Source organism: Pantoea sp. AG702 (assembly GCF_003182295.1).
Lineage (GTDB): Bacteria > Pseudomonadota > Gammaproteobacteria > Enterobacterales > Enterobacteriaceae > Pantoea > Pantoea ananatis.
On the sequence record NZ_QGTU01000012.1, the window covers coordinates 60,165 to 77,982 of the forward strand.

The following is a 17,818-nucleotide window of genomic DNA, read 5'->3' on the forward strand; positions in this document are numbered from 1 at the left end:
TGTAAACCGCCCTTCCCACCTTTTCATCTGTCTCAATCGGGCTATCATCGCCCGATTCTGCCGCTTTATTGCGGTTGACAATGCCGGGCAATAGCCGCGATGTCTTTGGGGGAGGTGCGGCAGCAGCCGCCAATCAACCGGGCACCGGCCTGCTGCCACTCGCTAAACTTGTCATGCAAGGTGCAGCCAGAGGGCGCAGAGTGCCAGGTTTTGCTGCTGGCGTCGTACTGCTCGCCCGAGTTGGGATAGACCACCAGCGGTTTGTCCGTCAGGCGCTGGAGCTGCTGCAGGGCCGGCGTAACGCTTTCCAGCGCAATACAGTTGATTCCTAATGCCACCACCTGCGGTTGCGCATTGAGGTAAGCCGCCACCTCACGCAGCGGCGTACCGTCGCTGATGTGTTCGGCATCACGCAGCGTGAACGAGAACCAGGCGCGGCTGTCAGAGAATTCGCCTAACAGGGCAACCAGCGCCTGGGCTTCTGCAAAGGAGGGCAGCGTTTCGCAGGCCAGTACATCCACGCCCGCCGTCAGTAATGCGTTGATCCGTGGGCGATGGAACGCCATCATTTCAGTCTCTGGCAGCGCGTAATCCCCCCGGTATTCCGATCCATCGGCCAGAAACGCGCCGTAAGGTCCGACCGATCCCGCCACCAGCAGGATCTTTGCTTCGGCCTGCGTCGCCAGATAATCTGCGCGGGCACGTTTAGCCAGTTCGACGCTTTGCGCGATCAGCGCCAGAGACTGCGTTTCGTTGAGGCCCCGCGCCGCAAAGCCCTGCGGCGTTGCCTGATAGCTGGCAGTAATGGCGCAGCGCGCGCCGGCAGCAAAATAGTCGTAGTGCACCTGGTAAATCAGCTCAGGGTTCTCCACCAGCACTTTAGCGGACCATAACGCATCCGCCAGATCGCAACCACGTGCCTCAAGCTCGGTCGCCAGCGCGCCGTCAAGAATTAGCGGTGCAGACTGTTGTAATGCGCGCGAAACAGGATTATGCGACATCCCTGGCCTCCTTAGCCTGTGTTTTTTTGTGCGTGACATGGTAAGCGCCATAGCAAAACAGCACAAACGGAATTCCGCACCACAGGGCAATACGCTGCGAGGGATCGAAAGCCAGCCCCACACAGGCCAGCAGGCAAAGCAGGAAGCCCAGGATGGGAGTGAGCGGATACAGCGGCGCGCGATAAACCAGTTCCTGCAGCGATTTACCCTGTTGCACATGACGACGACGAAAAACGTAGTGCGACGCGCAGATGCTCAACCACACGGCCACCACGGCAAAGCCAGAGATAGCAGACAGCGCCACAAATACGGTATCCGGCGCGACCACGCTGGAGAACAGCGCCAACAGGCCGCCGATCATACTGACCGTTATCGCCAGCAGCGGTACCCCGCGTTTGTTGACCCGGGCGAAAGCGCGCGGCAGCGTGTTCTCATTGGCCAGCGACCACAGCATGCGGCCTGAGGCATACAGACCCGAGTTCGCCGCAGACAGGATGGCCGTGAGTATCACAAAGTTAATGATATCTGCCGCCCAGGGAATGCCGATCTTCTCAAATACCAGCACAAAGGGACTTTTAACGATGCCGGCCTGGTCCATTGGAATTAAGGCGGCCAGCACGAAAACGGTGCCGACAAAGAACAGGATCAGGCGCGCGACGGTAGTGCGAATGGCCAGCGGCACGACTTTTTGCGGGTTTTCGGTTTCGCCTGCGGCAATGCCAATTAGCTCGGTGCCGGAAAAGGCAAAGTTCACCGCGACCATCGTCATCAGAATCGGTAATACACCATTAGGTAGCCAGCCGTGTGCGGTGATATTGCTCAAACCCGGCGCGGGTGTGCCGTCTTTCATCGGGATAAAGCCAAACATGGCAGCGCCGCCCAGGACGATAAAGGCGACAATCGTGATGACTTTGATGATGGAAAACCAGAATTCCCCTTCGGCAAAGAAACGGGTGGAAATCACGTTGAGCAGATAGATGGCGATGCAGAAGACCAGGCACCATAGCCAGACCGGCACGTGTGGAAACCAGTACTGCATGCAGAACCCTGCCGCCGTCAGGCTGGAGCCCAACGCGACGGTCCAGGTCAGCCAGTACAGCCAGGCGACGGTATAGCCCGTGGCCGGGCTCAGATAGCGAGCGGCATAGACGTGAAATGCCCCCGTTTCAGGCATGGCGACCGACAGCTCACCCAGGCAGGCCATCACAAGCCATACCACCAGCGCACCAATCAGATAAGCCAGCAGCGTGCCTGCGGCCCCGGTGGTGGAAATAATGTAGCCGGTATTAAAAAACAGGCCGGTCCCGATGACGCCGCCCAGCGATAGCATCACCAGGTGGCGAACTTTCATGGTTCGCTTAAATTGATCCTGCGAAGAAGTCGTCTGCTCGCTCATATATCCCATCCGTATGGACGTCTAAACATCTATATGCAGCAGATTTATACGCATTACGGCGCCGAAATGCAACGGGCGAAACGGTCAGGCATCGACGGGAAGGGATCGTTGCCCCGCGTTAACGGGGCGGGATGCGCTAGCCGAACACGCTCTGTATATAGCGTTCAAGCGCCATGCGGGAACTGAAACCGTGTGGAATACCATAATGTTCCTGCGAATCACCCGCCAGGTAGAGAGGGAACTGCGTGTAGTGATCACAGGTTTTCATTTCTGACGCCGGTTCGGCAAAAGGCTGACTTTTTTCTTTCAACGTTGGGTGAATGATCAGCGCCGTGCGCCCCATACGCGCTTCGCGGTTAACATAAACATAGTTGTCGCCACGACGGTAGCCATAAGCGCGTGGTGTAATCTCATCGACTTCAAAGCCTACTTTTTCCAGTACGCGCGCTACCTCATCTGGTCGTAAATACATGCTTGATCCTCTCCTCTTCAAAAGCCACGCAACCTTACATCAGCGTGGCTGCACGGGCATTCGGAATTTTCCCTAAAGGGCCATCCCGCGCCTCGTTAAGCCAAACGTGGTCTACACTGAGTATTACGTGTTAATGACAAGGGAGCCAAAAATGTTTAATCGAACGCAAAAAAACGATGACATTGATATCAATCAGGATGTGAACGAGCTGGCTGATTCACTTGAAGCGTTGCTGAAATCTTACGGCAGCGAAGCGAAGGATGAGGTTAATTCTGCCCGCAGCCAGGCGGAAGCGCTGCTGAAGCAAACCCGTGCGAAATTAAACGGTGGCGGCAATCGTGTTTCGCAGGCCGCCCGCGACGCCGGCTATCAGGTTGATGCCTATGTGCATGATAAACCCTGGTACGGTGTCGGCATCGGCGCTGCGGTCGGGATTGTGCTGGGCGCGCTGTTAGTGTCCCGCCGCTAGTCCCTGCCCTGCCGTTATCATCAGCCTCGCTCAATGAGCGGGGCTTTTTTTATGCCTGTTTTTTGCGCAACTGGCTTTACAAAATATTTTTTCGCGTGGCAGGGCGCGTCGCCACTGGCTTGCCGCATCCGGGGCCATTAACCCCATATATAGTACGCTTGACCGCAATTAACGCTACATCTAGTATTCATTTCATTGTCACACCACAAGATGTTTGCAAGGACGAAGCCTGATTCATGGAAAAAAACTTCGTTATCCGCAGCGGCACCGCAATGAAAGAGGAATACGAATCATGCGCATTATTATTTACACTAAAAACAACTGTGTCCAGTGTAATGCCACGAAAAATGCACTGGATCGTCAGGGCATCGACTACCACCTCATCAACCTGGATACGCAACCGGAGGCCATCGATAACCTCAAGGCCTTGGGTTACCGCCAGGTACCGGTCGTCATGACGCGTGACGATCACTGGAGTGGGTTCCGCCCTGACAAGATAGCTGGCCTGTCTCAGTCCGTGGCGATGGGCGGATAGCCGCATGTTTCCACTGGTCTATTTTTCCAGCCAGTCGGAAAACACCCATCGGTTTATTCTCCGTCTGGGCCTGCCCGCGTGCCGCATACCGATTGACGCGAAGCAACAGCTGCACATTGACCAGCCCTATATTCTGGTCGTGCCCAGCTATGGCGGCGGCAGCCACCGCGGTGCGGTGCCCAGACAGGTTATTCAGTTTCTCAATGATGACGCCAACCGCAACGGCTTACGCGGCGTTATCGCCGCCGGTAACCGTAATTTTGGCGAAGGTTACTGCCTGGCTGGCGACATCATTGCTAAGAAATGTCAGGTTCCCTACCTGTATCGGTTTGAACTGATGGGAACCCCCGACGATATCGCCAATGTGAAAGCGGGAGTAACCCAATTTTGGCAACGACAGATACCCTCAACGACGTAGCGCTGGATTACCATGCGCTGAACGCCATGCTGAACCTGTATGACGCTGACGGCCGTATCCAGTTTGATAAGGATCAGCAGGCCGCACGTCAGTTTGTTATTCAGCACGTGCAGCCCAACACCCAGCACTTTGCCAGCATCGCCGATCGCCTGCGCTATCTGGTCGCCGAAGGCTACTACGAAGCTTCCGTACTTAATCAGTATGATTTTAACTTTGTCTGCGGGCTGCACGACGAAGCCGATGCATGGGGCTTTGCGTTCAAGACCTTTTTGGGTGCGTGGAAGTACTACACCAGCTACACCCTGAAAAGTTTTGATGGCAAGCGTTACCTGGAAACCTTCGAGCAGCGTGCCTGTATGGTGGCGCTGACGCTGGCACAGGGCGATGAAACCCTGGCGCGCTCGGTGCTGGAAGCCATCCTGAGTGGCCGTTTTCAGCCCGCCACGCCGACGTTTCTGAACAGCGGCAAGCAACAGCGCGGCGAACTGGTTTCCTGCTTCCTGCTGCGCATTGAAGACAACATGGAGTCGATTGGCCGGGCCGTGAACTCTGCGCTCCAGCTGTCTAAACGCGGCGGCGGCGTGGCGTTTCTGCTGTCGAACCTGCGTGAGTCCGGCGCGCCGATCAAGCGCATTGAAAACCAGTCTTCCGGCGTTATTCCGGTGATGAAAATGCTGGAGGATGCGTTTTCTTATGCTAACCAGCTCGGCGCGCGTCAGGGAGCCGGCGCAGTCTGGCTGAATGCTCACCATCCGGATATTTTGCGCTTCCTGGATACCAAGCGCGAAAACGCCGATGAAAAAATCCGCATTAAAACGCTGTCGCTGGGCGTGGTCATTCCGGATATCACCTTCCAGCTTGCCAAAGAGAATCAGCCGATGGCGCTGTTCTCGCCCTACGATGTTGAAAGAATCTACGGTCAGGCGTTTGGCGATATCAGCATCAGCGAGAAATACGCGGAGATGCTGGCGGACGACAGAATCCGTAAAACCTATATTCAGCCGCGCGATTTATTTCAGACGCTGGCGGAAATCCAGTTTGAATCAGGCTATCCCTACATCATGTATGAGGACAGCGTAAACCGGGATAACCCGATTGCCGGTCGCATCAATATGAGCAACCTCTGCTCAGAGATTTTGCAGGTGAACAGCGCCAGCGAATTCAACGAGGATCTCAGCTACCGCCGCATGGGCAAAGATATCTCCTGTAACCTTGGCTCGCTGAATATTGCCCATGCGATGGATTCTGGCGATCTGGCCCACACGGTAGAAACGGCAATTCGGGCGCTGACTGCGGTATCAGATATGAGTGACATTGGCTCGGTTCCCTCCGTTGCGGAAGGCAATCGCCGCTCGCATGCTATCGGTCTGGGTCAGATGAACCTGCATGGTTACCTGGCCCGTGAAGGCATTGCTTACGGATCACCCGAGGCGCTGGATTTCACCAATCTCTATTTTTACTGTGTGACTTATTATGCCCTGCGTGCCTCGAATCAGCTGGCAAAAGAGCGCCAGCAGACTTTCGATGGTTTTAGCGCCTCAACCTATGCCACCGGCGCGTATTTTGACAAATATCTGCAAAGCGACTGGCAGCCGCGAACCGCCCGCATCGCCGCCCTGTTTGCCGATGCGGGCATCAGCTTGCCCTGTCACAACGACTGGCTGGCACTGCGTGAATCGGTGATGGCCTCGGGGCTGTATAATCAAAACCTGCAGGCGATACCGCCTACCGGATCGATCTCCTATATCAACCACGCCACGTCCAGTATTCATCCGATTGTGTCGCGAATAGAGATCCGCAAAGAGGGCAAAACCGGTCGCGTTTACTATCCGGCCCCCTTCATGACCAACGACAATCTGGAACTCTATCAGGACGCTTACCAGATTGGGCCGGAAGCCATTATTGATACCTACGCAGAGGCGACCCGACATGTGGATCAGGGCCTGTCATTAACCCTGTTTTTCCGGGATGACGTGACCACGCGCGACATTAATAAAGCGCAGATTTACGCCTGGAAGAAAGGGATTAAAACGCTTTACTACATTCGACTGCGCCAGATGGCCCTGCAAGGCACTGAAATTCAGGGCTGCGTCTCCTGCGCACTGTGAGAACCCATTATGCAACTCAGACAAATTCAAGCCATTAACTGGAACCGTATTCAGGATGAGAAAGATCTTGAAGTCTGGAACCGTCTGACCAGCAACTTCTGGTTGCCGGAAAAAGTCCCTTTGTCCAACGATCTGCCGGCCTGGCAGACGCTGGATAAACAGCATCAGCAGTTGACCATCCGCGTATTCACCGGCCTGACGCTGCTGGACACCATCCAGAACGTGCTGGGTGCGCCAGGCTTAATGCCCGATGCGCTGACGCCGCATGAGGAGGCCGTCTTGTCGAATATCAGCTTTATGGAGGCGGTACATGCCCGCTCATACAGCTCGATTTTTTCGACGTTGTGTCATACCAGCGATGTGGATGCCGCTTATCAGTGGAGCGAAGAGAATCAGGCGCTGCAAAATAAAGCCGAGATCATTCTTACTCATTACCGCGCTGACGATCCGTTAAAGAAAAAAATCGCCAGCGTCTTTCTGGAGTCGTTCCTGTTCTATTCAGGATTCTGGCTGCCGATGTACTGGTCAAGCCGTGGCAAACTGACCAATACCGCCGATCTGATTCGGCTCATCATCCGCGATGAGGCCGTTCACGGCTACTATATTGGCTACAAGTACCAAAAAGCCCTTGAGCAGGTTGATGAAGGCCGCCGCGAAGCATTGCAGCAGTTCGCCATCGATCTGCTGCTGGCGCTGTATGAAAACGAGGTTGTTTATACAGAAGCGCTCTATGGCGATGTCGGCTGGGCGGAAGAAGTAAAAACCTTCCTACACTACAACGCCAACAAGGCCTTGATGAATCTTGGCTATGAAGCGCTGTTCCCGGCAGAATTAACTCAGGTTAACCCGGCAATTCTGTCGGCGTTATCCCCAAACGCGGATGAAAATCACGACTTCTTTTCGGGTTCGGGCTCCTCATACGTGATGGGCAAAGCGGTCGAAACGGAAGACGAAGACTGGAGTTTCTAAGGTTGTCTGTGCCGTCATAACAGGTCACAGGCGGTCATGATTACTGGCGCTGATTAATAAGCTGTTATTTCCCTTAAATCAGCGTCATTATTTCTTATTCATGCCCTCCCTTCCGCTCGTCATTCTGCCAATATCTCAGCGCTGCACGGTCTAATTACTGTCGTTTTTCAAAATAAATCATAAAAAATTCATCTCCCCGCATCCCTTGTGATGACTGGAAATTATCGCGATAAGGCGTGATTTCCAGCCATGAATATTTTACACCAGGGTTGACAGATAATCTGAGTATGTCAGGTTATAGCCTGCTTAAATTGAACCAGGGTACGTCATTTTACATTAAAATAATTTAATCAGGGCATTAATTACGGATGACAATAAAATTAGAAGTAAAAAATCTTTATAAGGTATTTGGTGATAATCCACAGAGGGCATTTAAATATATTGATAAGGGCTGTGGTAAAGAGGAAATCCTCGAAAAAACAGGCTTATCGCTCGGTGTCAAAAATGCCAGTCTGGCCATTGAAGAAGGCGAGATCTTCGTCATCATGGGGTTATCCGGTTCAGGGAAATCCACCATGGTTCGCCTTCTCAATCGTCTGATAGAGCCGACGCGCGGCCAGGTGATTATTGACGGTGTCGATATTGCAAAAATATCGGACAGCGAACTGCGTGAGGTTCGCCGAAATAAGATCAGCATGGTATTTCAGTCATTCGCCTTAATGCCGCATCTTGACGTTGTAAATAATGCCGCTTTTGGCATGGAATTAGCCGGCATCCCCTTAGCAGAACGTCAGGAAAAAGCCCTTGAGGCATTACGTCAGGTTGGGCTGGAAAATTACGCCCACGCCTATCCTGATGAGCTATCAGGCGGCATGCGTCAGCGTGTAGGTCTGGCACGCGCTTTAGCCATTAATCCCGATATTTTATTAATGGATGAAGCCTTTTCTGCACTCGATCCCTTAATTCGTACCGAAATGCAGGATGAGCTGGTGAAATTACAGGCCAGACATCAGCGCACTATTGTATTTATTTCACACGACCTGGACGAAGCCATGCGCATTGGCGATCGTATTGCCATTATGCAAAATGGCGAAGTCATTCAGGTCGGCTCACCCGATGAAATCCTGAATAATCCCGCCAATGATTATGTCCGCACGTTCTTCCGCGGCGTCGATATCAGTCACGTCTTTAGCGCTAACGATATTGCGCGCCGAAATGCTGGCGCGCTCATTCGCAAAGCGACCGGATTAGGCCCGCGCTCGGCCATACAACTGCTGCAGGAAGAAGATCGTGATTACGGCTACGTGCTGGAGAAACAGAAATTCATCGGCGTAGTGTCAACCGACTCTCTCAAGGCGGCCCTGGCGGCAGGGCAAGGGCTGGAAAGCGCCCTGCTCGACGCGCCAGCGGCGGTTCCTGCCACGACCTCGTTAAACGAACTGCTCTCACACGTGGCGCAGGCTCCCTGTGCCGTTCCGGTGGTGGGAGAAGAAAATCAATACGTCGGTGTGATATCGAAAAGCACGCTGCTACGTGCTTTAGATCGTGAAGGAGCCAGCAATGAGTAAAGACACAGCAACCCCATGGGATAACCCGGCACCGACGGATACCCAGAGCAGCCAAAGTAGCGATCCCTGGTCGGGTGCCGCAGATCAGAGCGGTGCCGCCGACAGCGGCCATCATGCCGCCACCGGCGGTGCAGATGCGTGGGGCACGCCAGATGGCAGTGCCGCGACAGGCTCCAGCGGCAGCGCAGACTGGTTGAACAACGCGCCTGCACCCCAGGCGGACCATTTCACTATTATGGATCCGTTCCATAAAACCTGGATTCCGCTGGATCACTGGGTCACCGAAGGGATCGACTGGGTCGTGAATCATTTCCGTCCGGTCTTTCAAAGCATTCGCGTACCGGTGGATTACATCCTCAGCGCGTTTCAACAGCTGCTGCTGGGTATGCCCGCGCCGGTGGCTATCGCGCTGTTTGCGTTAATCGCCTGGCAAATCGCCAGTCCGGCAATGGGCATTGCCACGCTGATTTCACTGATCGCCATTGGCGCGATTGGTGCCTGGTCGCAGGCGATGATTACGCTGGCGCTGGTGCTCACCGCCCTGCTGTTTTGCATCATCATTGGCCTGCCTATGGGCATCTGGCTGGCGCGCAGTGAACGTGCGGCACGTATTGTGCGTCCGCTGCTGGACGCCATGCAGACCACACCGGCCTTCGTTTACCTGGTGCCGATTGTCATGCTGTTTGGTATCGGGAATGTCCCGGGCGTCGTCGTCACCATCATTTTTGCCCTGCCGCCCATTGTCAGGCTGACCATCCTGGGAATTAAACAGGTTCCTGCCGACCTGATCGAAGCCAGTGAGTCCTTTGGCGCCAGTCCGCGCCAGTTGCTGTTTAAGGTTCAGCTGCCGCTGGCCATGCCCACCATCATGGCGGGTGTGAATCAGACGCTGATGCTCGCCCTGTCGATGGTGGTGATTGCCTCCATGATTGCCGTGGGTGGACTGGGCCAGATGGTGCTGCGCGGCATTGGTCGTCTGGACATGGGCCTGGCCTCCGTGGGCGGCGTCGGCATCGTGATTCTGGCCATTATCCTTGACCGCCTGACGCAGTCGGTGGCGCGTGACAAACGCAGCCGTGGCCGTCGCCACTGGTATCACACCGGCCCCATTGGCCTGCTGACGCGTCCTTTCCGTCAATCCTGAATCTTGAGCGCGGCAGTCAGCTGCCGCCGTTATCGCGACAATAAAAACGAGGAATAATCATGCGCAAGATGCTCCCTGCTGCCGTTGCCATTCTGGCCACTTTCTCTGCTTCTCACGCTTTCGCGGCCGATCTGCCGGGTAAAGGCATCACGGTGAAACCGGTACAAAGTACGATTGCCGAAGAGACTTTTCAGACGCTGCTCGTGAGCCGGGGCCTGGAGAAGCTGGGCTATACCGTTGAGAAACCGAGCGAAGTGGATTACAACGTCGCCTATACCACCATCGCCTCGGGTGATGCGACCTTCCTGGCAACCAACTGGCGGCCACTGCATGACGATATGTATAAAGCCGCAGGCGGGAGCCAGGCGTTTTATCGCGAGGGAACCTATGTTTCCGGCGCGGCTCAGGGCTATCTCATCGATAAAAAAACGGCTGAAAAGTATCACATCACCAATATCGCCCAGTTGAAAGATCCCAAGATTGCCAGGCTTTTCGACAGCAATGGCGATGGCAAAGCGGATATGACCGGCTGTACGCCTGGCTGGGGCTGCGAGGCGGTCATTAACCACCAAAACACAGCTTATGGCCTGAGCAACACCGTCACCGCCAACATGGGCAATTATTCGGCAATGATCGCGGATACTCTGGCGCGCTTTAAACAGGGAAAACCTGTCCTTTACTACACCTGGACGCCTTACTGGCTGAGTGATGTGCTTAAACCGGGCCGCGACGTGGTCTGGCTGCAGGTGCCATTCTCTTCATTGCCGGGCGAACAGAAAGGCGTGGATACCAAACTGGCTAACGGCGCGAACTATGGCTTCCCGGTCAACACGATGCACATAGTGGCCAACAAAGCCTGGGCGGAAAAAAATCCCGCCGCCGCGAAACTGTTTGCTGAGATGACACTGCCGATTGGTGATATCAATGCGGAAAATGCCGCCATGCACGCAGGGCAAAATTCTGAAGAGGATATCAATCGCCACGTAGACGGTTGGATCAAGGGCCATCAGGCCCAGTTTGATAAGTGGATTAACGACGCGCGCGCCGCGACTCAATAAGGCTCGGCAGGCAGACGAAGGGCGGACACCTGTCTGCCCTTTTTCCGTTATGACTGATTAACAGGCGCATGACATAAACATAGCTCTCAAATAATTTTTTAGGTTATTATTAACGCCACTTTATTAATATTTACCTCTGCCTCCCTATGACAACATCTCGCCCTGGTTTAACGTCTGCACTGGTGGGACTGATGTCCGTTGCCACTGGCCTCTGTGTTGCCAGCAATTATTATATTCAGCCACTGCTTCATACCATTGCCCAACACTTTGACCTGTCGGTGGCGCTCGCGGGGTTCATTGTGACCAGCGCACAGCTTGGCTATGCCTGTGGGCTGCTGTTGCTGGTCCCGCTTGGCGATATGCTGGAACGGCGCGGCCTGATAGTGGGCATGATGGTGCTGGCGGCGGCGGGCATGGTGATCATTGCTCTCTCCTCCTCATTTCCCTTTCTGCTGTTGGGCACGGTGATCACCGGACTCTTTTCGGTGGCGGCCCAGATTCTGGTGCCGCTGGCCGCGACGCTGGCAGAGCCGGAAAAGCGGGGCAACGTTACCGGCACGGTCATGAGCGGCTTGCTGCTGGGCATCCTGCTGGCGCGAACCGTTGCGGGCGGCCTGGCGCAGTTAGGTGGCTGGCAAACCGTATACTGGGTCGCCAGCGTATTTATGCTGCTGATGGCGATTGCGCTGTGGCGCACGCTGCCGCGCATCACACCTTCTGTTTCATTGAATTATCCGCAATTGCTGATTTCCCTATTTCGGCTGTATGCCGCCGATCCTGTGCTGCGCACCCGTTCCGTTACCGGCTGTCTTACCTTTGCGAATTTCAGCATCCTGTGGACATCAATGGCATTTCTGCTCTCTGCCACGCCTTACGGTTTCTCGGAAGGAGAAATCGGGTTACTGGGACTGGTCGGCGCCGCCGGGGCACTGGCAGCCAGGAAAGCTGGCTCGCTGGCGGACAGAGGTCATGCCAAACTCACCACCAGCGCAGGCTTGCTGCTGATGTTGCTGTCCTGGGCGGCCATTGCCTGGGGCGCGCAGCAGCTTGTGGCGCTGATTGTCGGCATCTTAGTGCTGGATCTGGCGGTTCAGGCCGTGCACATCACCAATCAAAGCGTGATATACGCACGCCAGCCTGAGGCACGAAACCGACTGAATGCCGGTTATATGACCAGCTACTTTATTGGCGGTGCGCTAGGCTCATTGCTGTCGGCCAATGCCTACCATTTCGCGGGCTGGTATGGCGTCTGCGCGGCCGGTGCGACACTGACGTGCCTGAATTTACTGATCTGGTGGCGGAATCATCGCCAGGAACAAACGAATAGCCAGAATAGTGTGATTTAGCCTGTTCAGCGGAGTGTGAGTTTGCTATCGTTGGCCCAAAGTTATTCACGCCAGTTATTTTTTCTTTTGCAATCATTTGATGTCGTACCGTTTCACTGTACGACCAACGCGTATGAAATCGATGCGCAAAACCTTTACCCTGGGGTCAAGGACAGATCTTGAACTACCACAGTGCGACAGCCTGAGGATGACCTGTTAAGGCCAGAATACTCAGCAATGACGCTGCCACCGTGGTGATTATAAAAGTTGAAATTAGTGAGGTTTTTTCTAATGGAAAGTTCGTTTACGCCCATTGAGCAAATGTTAAATATCCGTGCCAATCGTCACACGGATTTCCCCTTCCAGGAAATTCTCCTGACGCGCCTTTGCATGCATATGCAGGGTAAATTGCTGGACAATCGCAACAAAATGCTTAAAGAACAAGGTATTAATGAAACCCTGTTTATGGCGTTACTGACGCTGGATGCGCAGGAAGACCAGAGCATTCAGCCTTCTGAGCTGAGCACTGCCCTGGGTTCCTCACGGACTAATGCCACGCGCATTGCCGATGAGCTGGAAAAACGGGGCTGGATTGAACGTCGTGAAAGCGCGCAGGATCGCCGCTGCCTGCATCTGCATCTGACCGACAAAGGCAATGCATTTCTGCAGCAGGTGCTGCCGCCTCAACATCAGAGCCTGCAATACCTTTGGTCTTCACTGACCGGTGATGAGAAGTCACAGTTGGAAAACATCACCCGCAAGCTGCTTACCCGTCTGGATAAGATGGAAGAAGATAAACTAACTGCTTCCCTGTCGCGGTAATAGCAAGATCTGCGACACAATCACCTGACGAAATCGTTATTTTAACCCTCTTTTATCCGGCCAGCGCTTAGTCGCTGGCTTTTTTGGCTCGGGCGATGGTGAAAACGGAGTTTAACCCGCCGATTAAGTGGAAAACGTGGAGAAATAAATGAGTGCATCAGAGGCGCAAAGCCCGCATCAGCCAGTAAATAACAAGAAGAAAAAGCGCAAAGGCGCGCTGCTATTACTGGCGCTGGTCGTCGTACTGCTTGGCATTGCGTGGGGCGTTTACTGGTACCTGGTGCTACGCCACTATCAGGAAACGGACGATGCTTACGTTGCCGGTAACCAGGTGCAGGTGATGGCCCAGGTCTCAGGCAGCGTAAATAAAGTCTGGTTTGATGATACCGATTTTGTCAAAAAAGGGGATGTGCTGGTATCGCTGGATAAAACCGACGCACAGCAGGCGTTTGAAAAAGCCCAGACCGGGCTGGCGACCAGCGTGCGCCAGGTACATCAGGAGATGATCAACGCGAAACAGTACCAGGCCACCATTGCGCTCCGTCAGACCGCGTTAGATCAGGCGCAGGCCGATCTGAAACGCCGCGAGCCGCTGGGCGCCTCTAACCTGATTGGGCGTGAAGAGCTGCAACATGCACGCGATGCCGTGGCTTCAGCGAAAGCGGAGCTGGATGTGGCGGTTCAGCAGTATAACGCGAACCAGGCGATGATCCTGAATACCTCTCTGGAAAACCAGCCTGCCGTGAAGCAGAGTGCGGCACAGCTGCGTGATGCCTGGCTGGCACTGCAACGTACTGACATTCGCAGCCCAATGGATGGCTATGTCTCGCGCCGCAGCGTGCAGGTTGGCTCGCAAATCAATACCAGTACGCCGCTGATGGCGGTGGTGCCTGCAACCGACTTGTGGGTAGACGCCAACTTCAAAGAGACCCAACTGGCTGGCGTGCGTATCGGCCAACCGGCAACCGTTGTGGCGGACATCTACGGTGACGATGTGGTTTACCACGGTAAAGTTGTCGGTCTGGACATGGGAACCGGAAGCGCGTTCTCCCTGCTGCCGGCGCAAAACGCCACCGGTAACTGGATCAAAGTGGTTCAACGTCTGCCGGTCCGTATTGAGTTGAATCAGGACGAAGTGGCTAAACATCCTCTGCGTATCGGGCTGTCAACATTGGTAGAAATTGATACCGATAATAAAGACGGCAGCGCACTGGCTACCAGCGTTCGTCAGCAGGCTGCCTACAGCAGCAACGCCCTGGCCATTGACCTTGCACCGGTTGATAAGCTGATTACCGATATCGTCCACGCGAACGCCGGATGATCACCCGGAGGCTGTAATGGCACAAGCACCGCTTAAAGGGATGCCGCTGGTCTTAATGACCATTGCGCTCTCCCTGGCGACGTTCATGCAGGTTCTGGATTCCACCATTGCGAACGTTGCTATACCGACCATTGCGGGTAATCTGGGGGCCTCAAACTCCCAGGGGACCTGGGTCATCACGTCTTTCGGGGTGGCAAACGCCATCTCGATTCCGATAACGGGTTGGCTGGCCAAACGCATCGGTGAAGTCAAACTCTTTACCTGGTCGACCATCCTGTTTGCGCTGGCTTCCTGGGCCTGCGGCATGTCCGAAAGCCTGGAAATGCTGATTTTCTTCAGGATAATTCAGGGGATCGTTGCAGGTCCGTTGATCCCGCTGTCGCAAAGCCTGCTGCTGAATAATTATCCGCCCGCAAAACGCAGTATCGCCCTGTCACTCTGGGCGATGACGGTGATTGTGGCCCCCATATGTGGCCCCATTCTCGGCGGCTGGATCAGTGATAACTATCACTGGGGCTGGATCTTCTTTATCAACGTGCCGATTGGTGTTGTGGTCATCATGCTCACGCTGCAAACCCTGCGTGGTCGTGAAACCGCTACCCAGATCCGCCCCATTGATACCGTTGGCCTGGTGCTGCTGGTTGTCGGGGTTGGCTCGTTGCAGGTGATGCTGGATCGCGGTAAAGAGCTGGACTGGTTTAGCTCAACAGAAATTATTGTGCTGACGATTGTCGCGGTGCTGGCGCTGGTGATGCTGTTGATTTGGGAGTTAACAGACGATCACCCGATAGTCGATCTGTCGCTGTTTAAATCGCGCAACTTCACCATAGGCTGCTTATCCATTAGCCTGGCCTACATGCTCTATTTTGGATCGATCGTTCTCTTGCCGCAGTTGCTGCAGGAGGTCTACGGTTATACCGCGACCTGGGCAGGGCTGGCCTCAGCGCCGGTCGGGATTATCCCGGTTATCCTGTCGCCCATCATTGGTCGGTTCTCCCATAAGCTTGATATGCGGAAACTGGTCACCTTCAGTTTCATCATGTATGCCATTTGTTTCTACTGGCGCGCTTACACGTTTGAACCGGGCATGGACTTTGGCGCGTCGGCCTGGCCACAGTTTATTCAGGGCTTCGCGGTCGCCTGCTTCTTTATGCCACTTACCACAATTACGCTGTCGGGTTTGACACCCGACCGGATGGCGGCGGCATCCAGTTTGTCGAACTTCGTGCGTACGCTGGCGGGTTCGATAGGGACGTCGATCACCACCACGATGTGGACGGATCGTGAGGCAATGCACCACAGTAATCTCAGCGAATCGGTGACGCCTTATAACGTTAATGCGCAGCAGATGTACAGTCAGCTTGAGGGGATGGGCATGACGCATCAGCAGGCCTCAGCGTACATCGCTCAGCAGATCACCAATCAGGGATTGATCATTTCCGCCAACGAGATTTTTTGGGCGTCGGCGGGCGTCTTTCTGGTGCTGTTGGTGCTGATCTGGTTTGCCCGTCCGCCCTTTACCGCCGGTGGCGGTGGTGGTGGCGCGCACTAGACGAACGCGATGGGGTTCTGGCGTGGAAGTCACGCCCGCCAGAACCCGTTTTTACGCCCAGCGCGTCGCTTTCATATCCATCACGAACCGGTATTTCACGTCACCTTTTAGCATTCGCGTAAAGGCTTCTTCGACCTGCTCTCCACGAATCATCTCAATGTCTGCGGTGATGTTGTTGTCGCCGCAGAAATCCAGCATCTCCTGGGTTTCTTTAATGCTGCCGATGGACGAGCCGCTGATGCTTAAACGACGGAACACCATTGGCGTCACGTTCGGTGAAGCGTGCGGACTGTCGGGAATGCCCACCAGCACCAGGCGGCCATTGGTTTTGAGCGTCGCCAGATAAGGGTCAAGATCGTGCGGGGCCGCCACGCAGTCAACGATAAGATCCAGCGCGTTCTGGCTGGCCTGCATAGCCTGAGCATCGCGTGATACCACCACATGACGGGCACCGAGACGGCGGGCATCCGCGGCTTTGTCAGCCGACGTGGTGAAAAGCGTCACCTCAGCTCCCAGCGCACTCGCCAGCTTCACCGCCATGTGGCCTAACCCACCCAGGCCAATCACGCCAACCTTATCGCCCGTTTTCACGTTAAAATGGCGCAGCGGTGACCAGACAGTGACGCCCGCGCACAGCAACGGCGCAACACCGGCCAACGGCAGGTGCTGTGGCACCGAAACCACGAAGTCCTGATCGACCACCACGTGCTCAGCATAGCCGCCTCGGGTAGATTCACCGGTGTATTTATCCGTACCGTTATAGGTCGCAGTGAAACCGGCTTCACAATATTGTTCTTCCTGCTGCTGACAGAAATGACAGGTGCGGCAGGAATCCACCATCACGCCCACGCCAACAATATCACCCGGCGTAAATCGGGTGGCAGCGCTACCGGTTTCGCTCACCCGTCCAACGATTTCGTGTCCTGGCACCAGGGGATAATGGCTTACCGCCCATTCGTTGCGTGCCATATGCAAATCTGAGTGGCAAACGCCACAGTAAAGGATTTCTATCCGGACATCCTGCGGTTGAAGCGGACGCAGCGCGATCTGGCCGGCGGTAAGGGGCTGGGTCGCATCGTGCGCGATCAGTGCATTAATTTTCATGGTGCCTCTCATAGTGACTGGCTTTTGATAACGGAGGGCGGCAAACTCTACTTAAATAGTGCCATTATTGATAGTAGTTACCATTTGGTGACCATAAAGGAGGGAGAAGACGATGCCTGCCTGGGTAGAGGGTAAACTGGTTTTTTATGTGGATTCACCGCCGCGCCGACTCATGGATCTTTTTTCTGCCAAGTGGAATCCGATGGTGCTGCATGCGCTGTATCACTGGCCGGGAGGCCGCGCACGCACGGGCGAGTTGCAGCGAAGTTTGCAGGGGATATCAAAAAAGATGTTGTTTCAGACGCTGAAGGAGCTGGAGCAGCGCGGATTGATCACCCGCCATGTTTACGACGTGATCCCACCCAAAGTCGACTATGCGTTAACGGCGCTGGGCCAGACCTTCGCGGAACCGGTAGAGCAGCTGTATCAATGGGGGCTGGATAATCAACGGGCGCTTGATGAGATGGACGAACATGTTGATCAGGCTACATCCGACTCCGGGGATGGTAAGGCGGGGTAACGGGCTGGCGGAGCATCTTTCACGCCCCGCCGGGAA

Annotated in this window: 17 protein-coding genes; 13 read left to right on the top strand and 4 right to left on the bottom strand. The window is 54.8% G+C overall.

Features of this window, described 5'->3' with window-relative positions:
* Positions 1-65: 65 nt before the first annotated feature.
* The 3 genes from mmuM to DFO57_RS21785 all read right to left on the bottom strand — a co-directional run bounded on the left by mmuM (position 66) and on the right by DFO57_RS21785 (position 2,869).
* Positions 66-1,001, bottom strand: coding sequence for a homocysteine S-methyltransferase (gene mmuM / locus DFO57_RS21775; protein ID WP_110015949.1), 936 nt, complete (start codon positions 999-1,001; stop codon positions 66-68).
* Positions 991-2,397 (bottom strand): S-methylmethionine permease, encoded by a 1,407-nt coding sequence (gene mmuP, locus DFO57_RS21780; protein WP_014605203.1) that lies wholly within the window; start codon positions 2,395-2,397, stop codon positions 991-993. The genes mmuM and mmuP overlap by 11 nt, the downstream gene beginning before the upstream one ends.
* A gap of 136 nt (positions 2,398-2,533) precedes the next feature.
* Complete coding sequence (locus DFO57_RS21785) at positions 2,534-2,869, bottom strand: DUF2002 family protein (RefSeq protein ID WP_014605202.1); 336 nt, start codon at positions 2,867-2,869, stop codon at positions 2,534-2,536.
* A 151-nt stretch (positions 2,870-3,020) separates the two neighbouring features.
* Here DFO57_RS21785 and DFO57_RS21790 point away from each other — a divergent pair, with 151 nt between their 5' ends.
* The 12 genes from DFO57_RS21790 to emrB all read left to right on the top strand — a co-directional run bounded on the left by DFO57_RS21790 (position 3,021) and on the right by emrB (position 16,158).
* Entirely contained in the window at positions 3,021-3,338 is a 318-nt protein-coding gene (locus DFO57_RS21790) for a DUF883 family protein (protein WP_014605201.1), read from the top strand.
* Positions 3,339-3,630: 292 nt separating this feature from the next.
* Complete coding sequence (locus DFO57_RS21795; protein ID WP_014605200.1) at positions 3,631-3,873, top strand: redoxin NrdH; 243 nt, start codon at positions 3,631-3,633, stop codon at positions 3,871-3,873.
* A gap of 4 nt (positions 3,874-3,877) precedes the next feature.
* Positions 3,878-4,291, top strand: coding sequence for a class Ib ribonucleoside-diphosphate reductase assembly flavoprotein NrdI (nrdI, locus tag DFO57_RS21800; RefSeq protein ID WP_013026862.1), 414 nt, complete (start codon positions 3,878-3,880; stop codon positions 4,289-4,291).
* On the top strand, positions 4,261-6,399 hold the full coding sequence (nrdE, locus tag DFO57_RS21805; protein ID WP_110015951.1) for a class 1b ribonucleoside-diphosphate reductase subunit alpha: 2,139 nt from the start codon (positions 4,261-4,263) through the stop codon (positions 6,397-6,399). Before nrdI ends, nrdE begins: the two co-directional genes overlap by 31 nt.
* A gap of 9 nt (positions 6,400-6,408) precedes the next feature.
* Complete coding sequence (gene nrdF, locus DFO57_RS21810) at positions 6,409-7,368, top strand: class 1b ribonucleoside-diphosphate reductase subunit beta (RefSeq protein WP_014605198.1); 960 nt, start codon at positions 6,409-6,411, stop codon at positions 7,366-7,368.
* A gap of 368 nt (positions 7,369-7,736) precedes the next feature.
* Entirely contained in the window at positions 7,737-8,936 is a 1,200-nt protein-coding gene (gene proV / locus DFO57_RS21815; protein WP_019106308.1) for a glycine betaine/L-proline ABC transporter ATP-binding protein ProV, read from the top strand.
* Positions 8,929-10,080 (top strand): glycine betaine/L-proline ABC transporter permease ProW, encoded by a 1,152-nt coding sequence (proW, locus tag DFO57_RS21820; RefSeq protein WP_078829362.1) that lies wholly within the window; start codon positions 8,929-8,931, stop codon positions 10,078-10,080. Before proV ends, proW begins: the two co-directional genes overlap by 8 nt.
* Before the next feature lie 59 nt (positions 10,081-10,139).
* Positions 10,140-11,138 carry a glycine betaine/L-proline ABC transporter substrate-binding protein ProX gene (gene proX, locus DFO57_RS21825; RefSeq protein WP_078829363.1) on the top strand — a complete coding sequence of 333 codons (999 nt, stop codon included), beginning with the start codon at positions 10,140-10,142 and terminating at the stop codon, positions 11,136-11,138.
* 146 nt (positions 11,139-11,284) lie between these two features.
* Positions 11,285-12,484, top strand: a complete 1,200-nt coding sequence (locus tag DFO57_RS21830) for an MFS transporter (protein ID WP_029570538.1) — start codon at positions 11,285-11,287, stop codon at positions 12,482-12,484.
* A gap of 270 nt (positions 12,485-12,754) precedes the next feature.
* Complete coding sequence (mprA, locus tag DFO57_RS21835; protein WP_014594402.1) at positions 12,755-13,285, top strand: transcriptional repressor MprA; 531 nt, start codon at positions 12,755-12,757, stop codon at positions 13,283-13,285.
* A 148-nt stretch (positions 13,286-13,433) separates the two neighbouring features.
* A complete protein-coding gene (emrA, locus tag DFO57_RS21840) occupies positions 13,434-14,606 on the top strand; it encodes a multidrug efflux MFS transporter periplasmic adaptor subunit EmrA (protein ID WP_013026870.1) in 1,173 nt (390 codons plus the stop codon).
* Between the two features lie 16 nt (positions 14,607-14,622).
* Complete coding sequence (gene emrB / locus DFO57_RS21845; protein WP_013026871.1) at positions 14,623-16,158, top strand: multidrug efflux MFS transporter permease subunit EmrB; 1,536 nt, start codon at positions 14,623-14,625, stop codon at positions 16,156-16,158.
* A 51-nt stretch (positions 16,159-16,209) separates the two neighbouring features.
* Here emrB and DFO57_RS21850 read toward each other — a convergent pair whose 3' ends face one another.
* Complete coding sequence (locus DFO57_RS21850) at positions 16,210-17,262, bottom strand: NAD(P)-dependent alcohol dehydrogenase (protein ID WP_015699651.1); 1,053 nt, start codon at positions 17,260-17,262, stop codon at positions 16,210-16,212.
* 112 nt (positions 17,263-17,374) lie between these two features.
* On the opposite strand from DFO57_RS21850, the gene DFO57_RS21855 reads away from it, so the two are divergent.
* Positions 17,375-17,782 (top strand): helix-turn-helix domain-containing protein, encoded by a 408-nt coding sequence (locus DFO57_RS21855; RefSeq protein ID WP_014605192.1) that lies wholly within the window; start codon positions 17,375-17,377, stop codon positions 17,780-17,782.
* Positions 17,783-17,818 lie beyond the last annotated feature (36 nt).

What these genes read in the sequence shown, in the direction of transcription:
- proV (WP_019106308.1), top strand. Translation starts at nt 7,737, where the DNA reads ATGACAATAAAATTAGAAGTAAAAAATCTTTATAAGGTATTTGGTGAT.
- emrB (WP_013026871.1), top strand. Translation starts at nt 14,623, where the DNA reads ATGGCACAAGCACCGCTTAAAGGGATGCCGCTGGTCTTAATGACCATT.
- DFO57_RS21850 (WP_015699651.1), bottom strand. Translation starts at nt 17,262, where the DNA reads ATGAAAATTAATGCACTGATCGCGCACGATGCGACCCAGCCCCTTACC.
- proW (WP_078829362.1), top strand. Translation starts at nt 8,929, where the DNA reads ATGAGTAAAGACACAGCAACCCCATGGGATAACCCGGCACCGACGGAT.
- DFO57_RS21830 (WP_029570538.1), top strand. Translation starts at nt 11,285, where the DNA reads ATGACAACATCTCGCCCTGGTTTAACGTCTGCACTGGTGGGACTGATG.
- emrA (WP_013026870.1), top strand. Translation starts at nt 13,434, where the DNA reads ATGAGTGCATCAGAGGCGCAAAGCCCGCATCAGCCAGTAAATAACAAG.
- mmuP (WP_014605203.1), bottom strand. Translation starts at nt 2,397, where the DNA reads ATGAGCGAGCAGACGACTTCTTCGCAGGATCAATTTAAGCGAACCATG.
- proX (WP_078829363.1), top strand. Translation starts at nt 10,140, where the DNA reads ATGCGCAAGATGCTCCCTGCTGCCGTTGCCATTCTGGCCACTTTCTCT.
- mmuM (WP_110015949.1), bottom strand. Translation starts at nt 1,001, where the DNA reads ATGTCGCATAATCCTGTTTCGCGCGCATTACAACAGTCTGCACCGCTA.
- DFO57_RS21790 (WP_014605201.1), top strand. Translation starts at nt 3,021, where the DNA reads ATGTTTAATCGAACGCAAAAAAACGATGACATTGATATCAATCAGGAT.
- mprA (WP_014594402.1), top strand. Translation starts at nt 12,755, where the DNA reads ATGGAAAGTTCGTTTACGCCCATTGAGCAAATGTTAAATATCCGTGCC.
- nrdF (WP_014605198.1), top strand. Translation starts at nt 6,409, where the DNA reads ATGCAACTCAGACAAATTCAAGCCATTAACTGGAACCGTATTCAGGAT.
- DFO57_RS21855 (WP_014605192.1), top strand. Translation starts at nt 17,375, where the DNA reads ATGCCTGCCTGGGTAGAGGGTAAACTGGTTTTTTATGTGGATTCACCG.
- DFO57_RS21785 (WP_014605202.1), bottom strand. Translation starts at nt 2,869, where the DNA reads ATGTATTTACGACCAGATGAGGTAGCGCGCGTACTGGAAAAAGTAGGC.
- nrdI (WP_013026862.1), top strand. Translation starts at nt 3,878, where the DNA reads ATGTTTCCACTGGTCTATTTTTCCAGCCAGTCGGAAAACACCCATCGG.
- DFO57_RS21795 (WP_014605200.1), top strand. Translation starts at nt 3,631, where the DNA reads ATGCGCATTATTATTTACACTAAAAACAACTGTGTCCAGTGTAATGCC.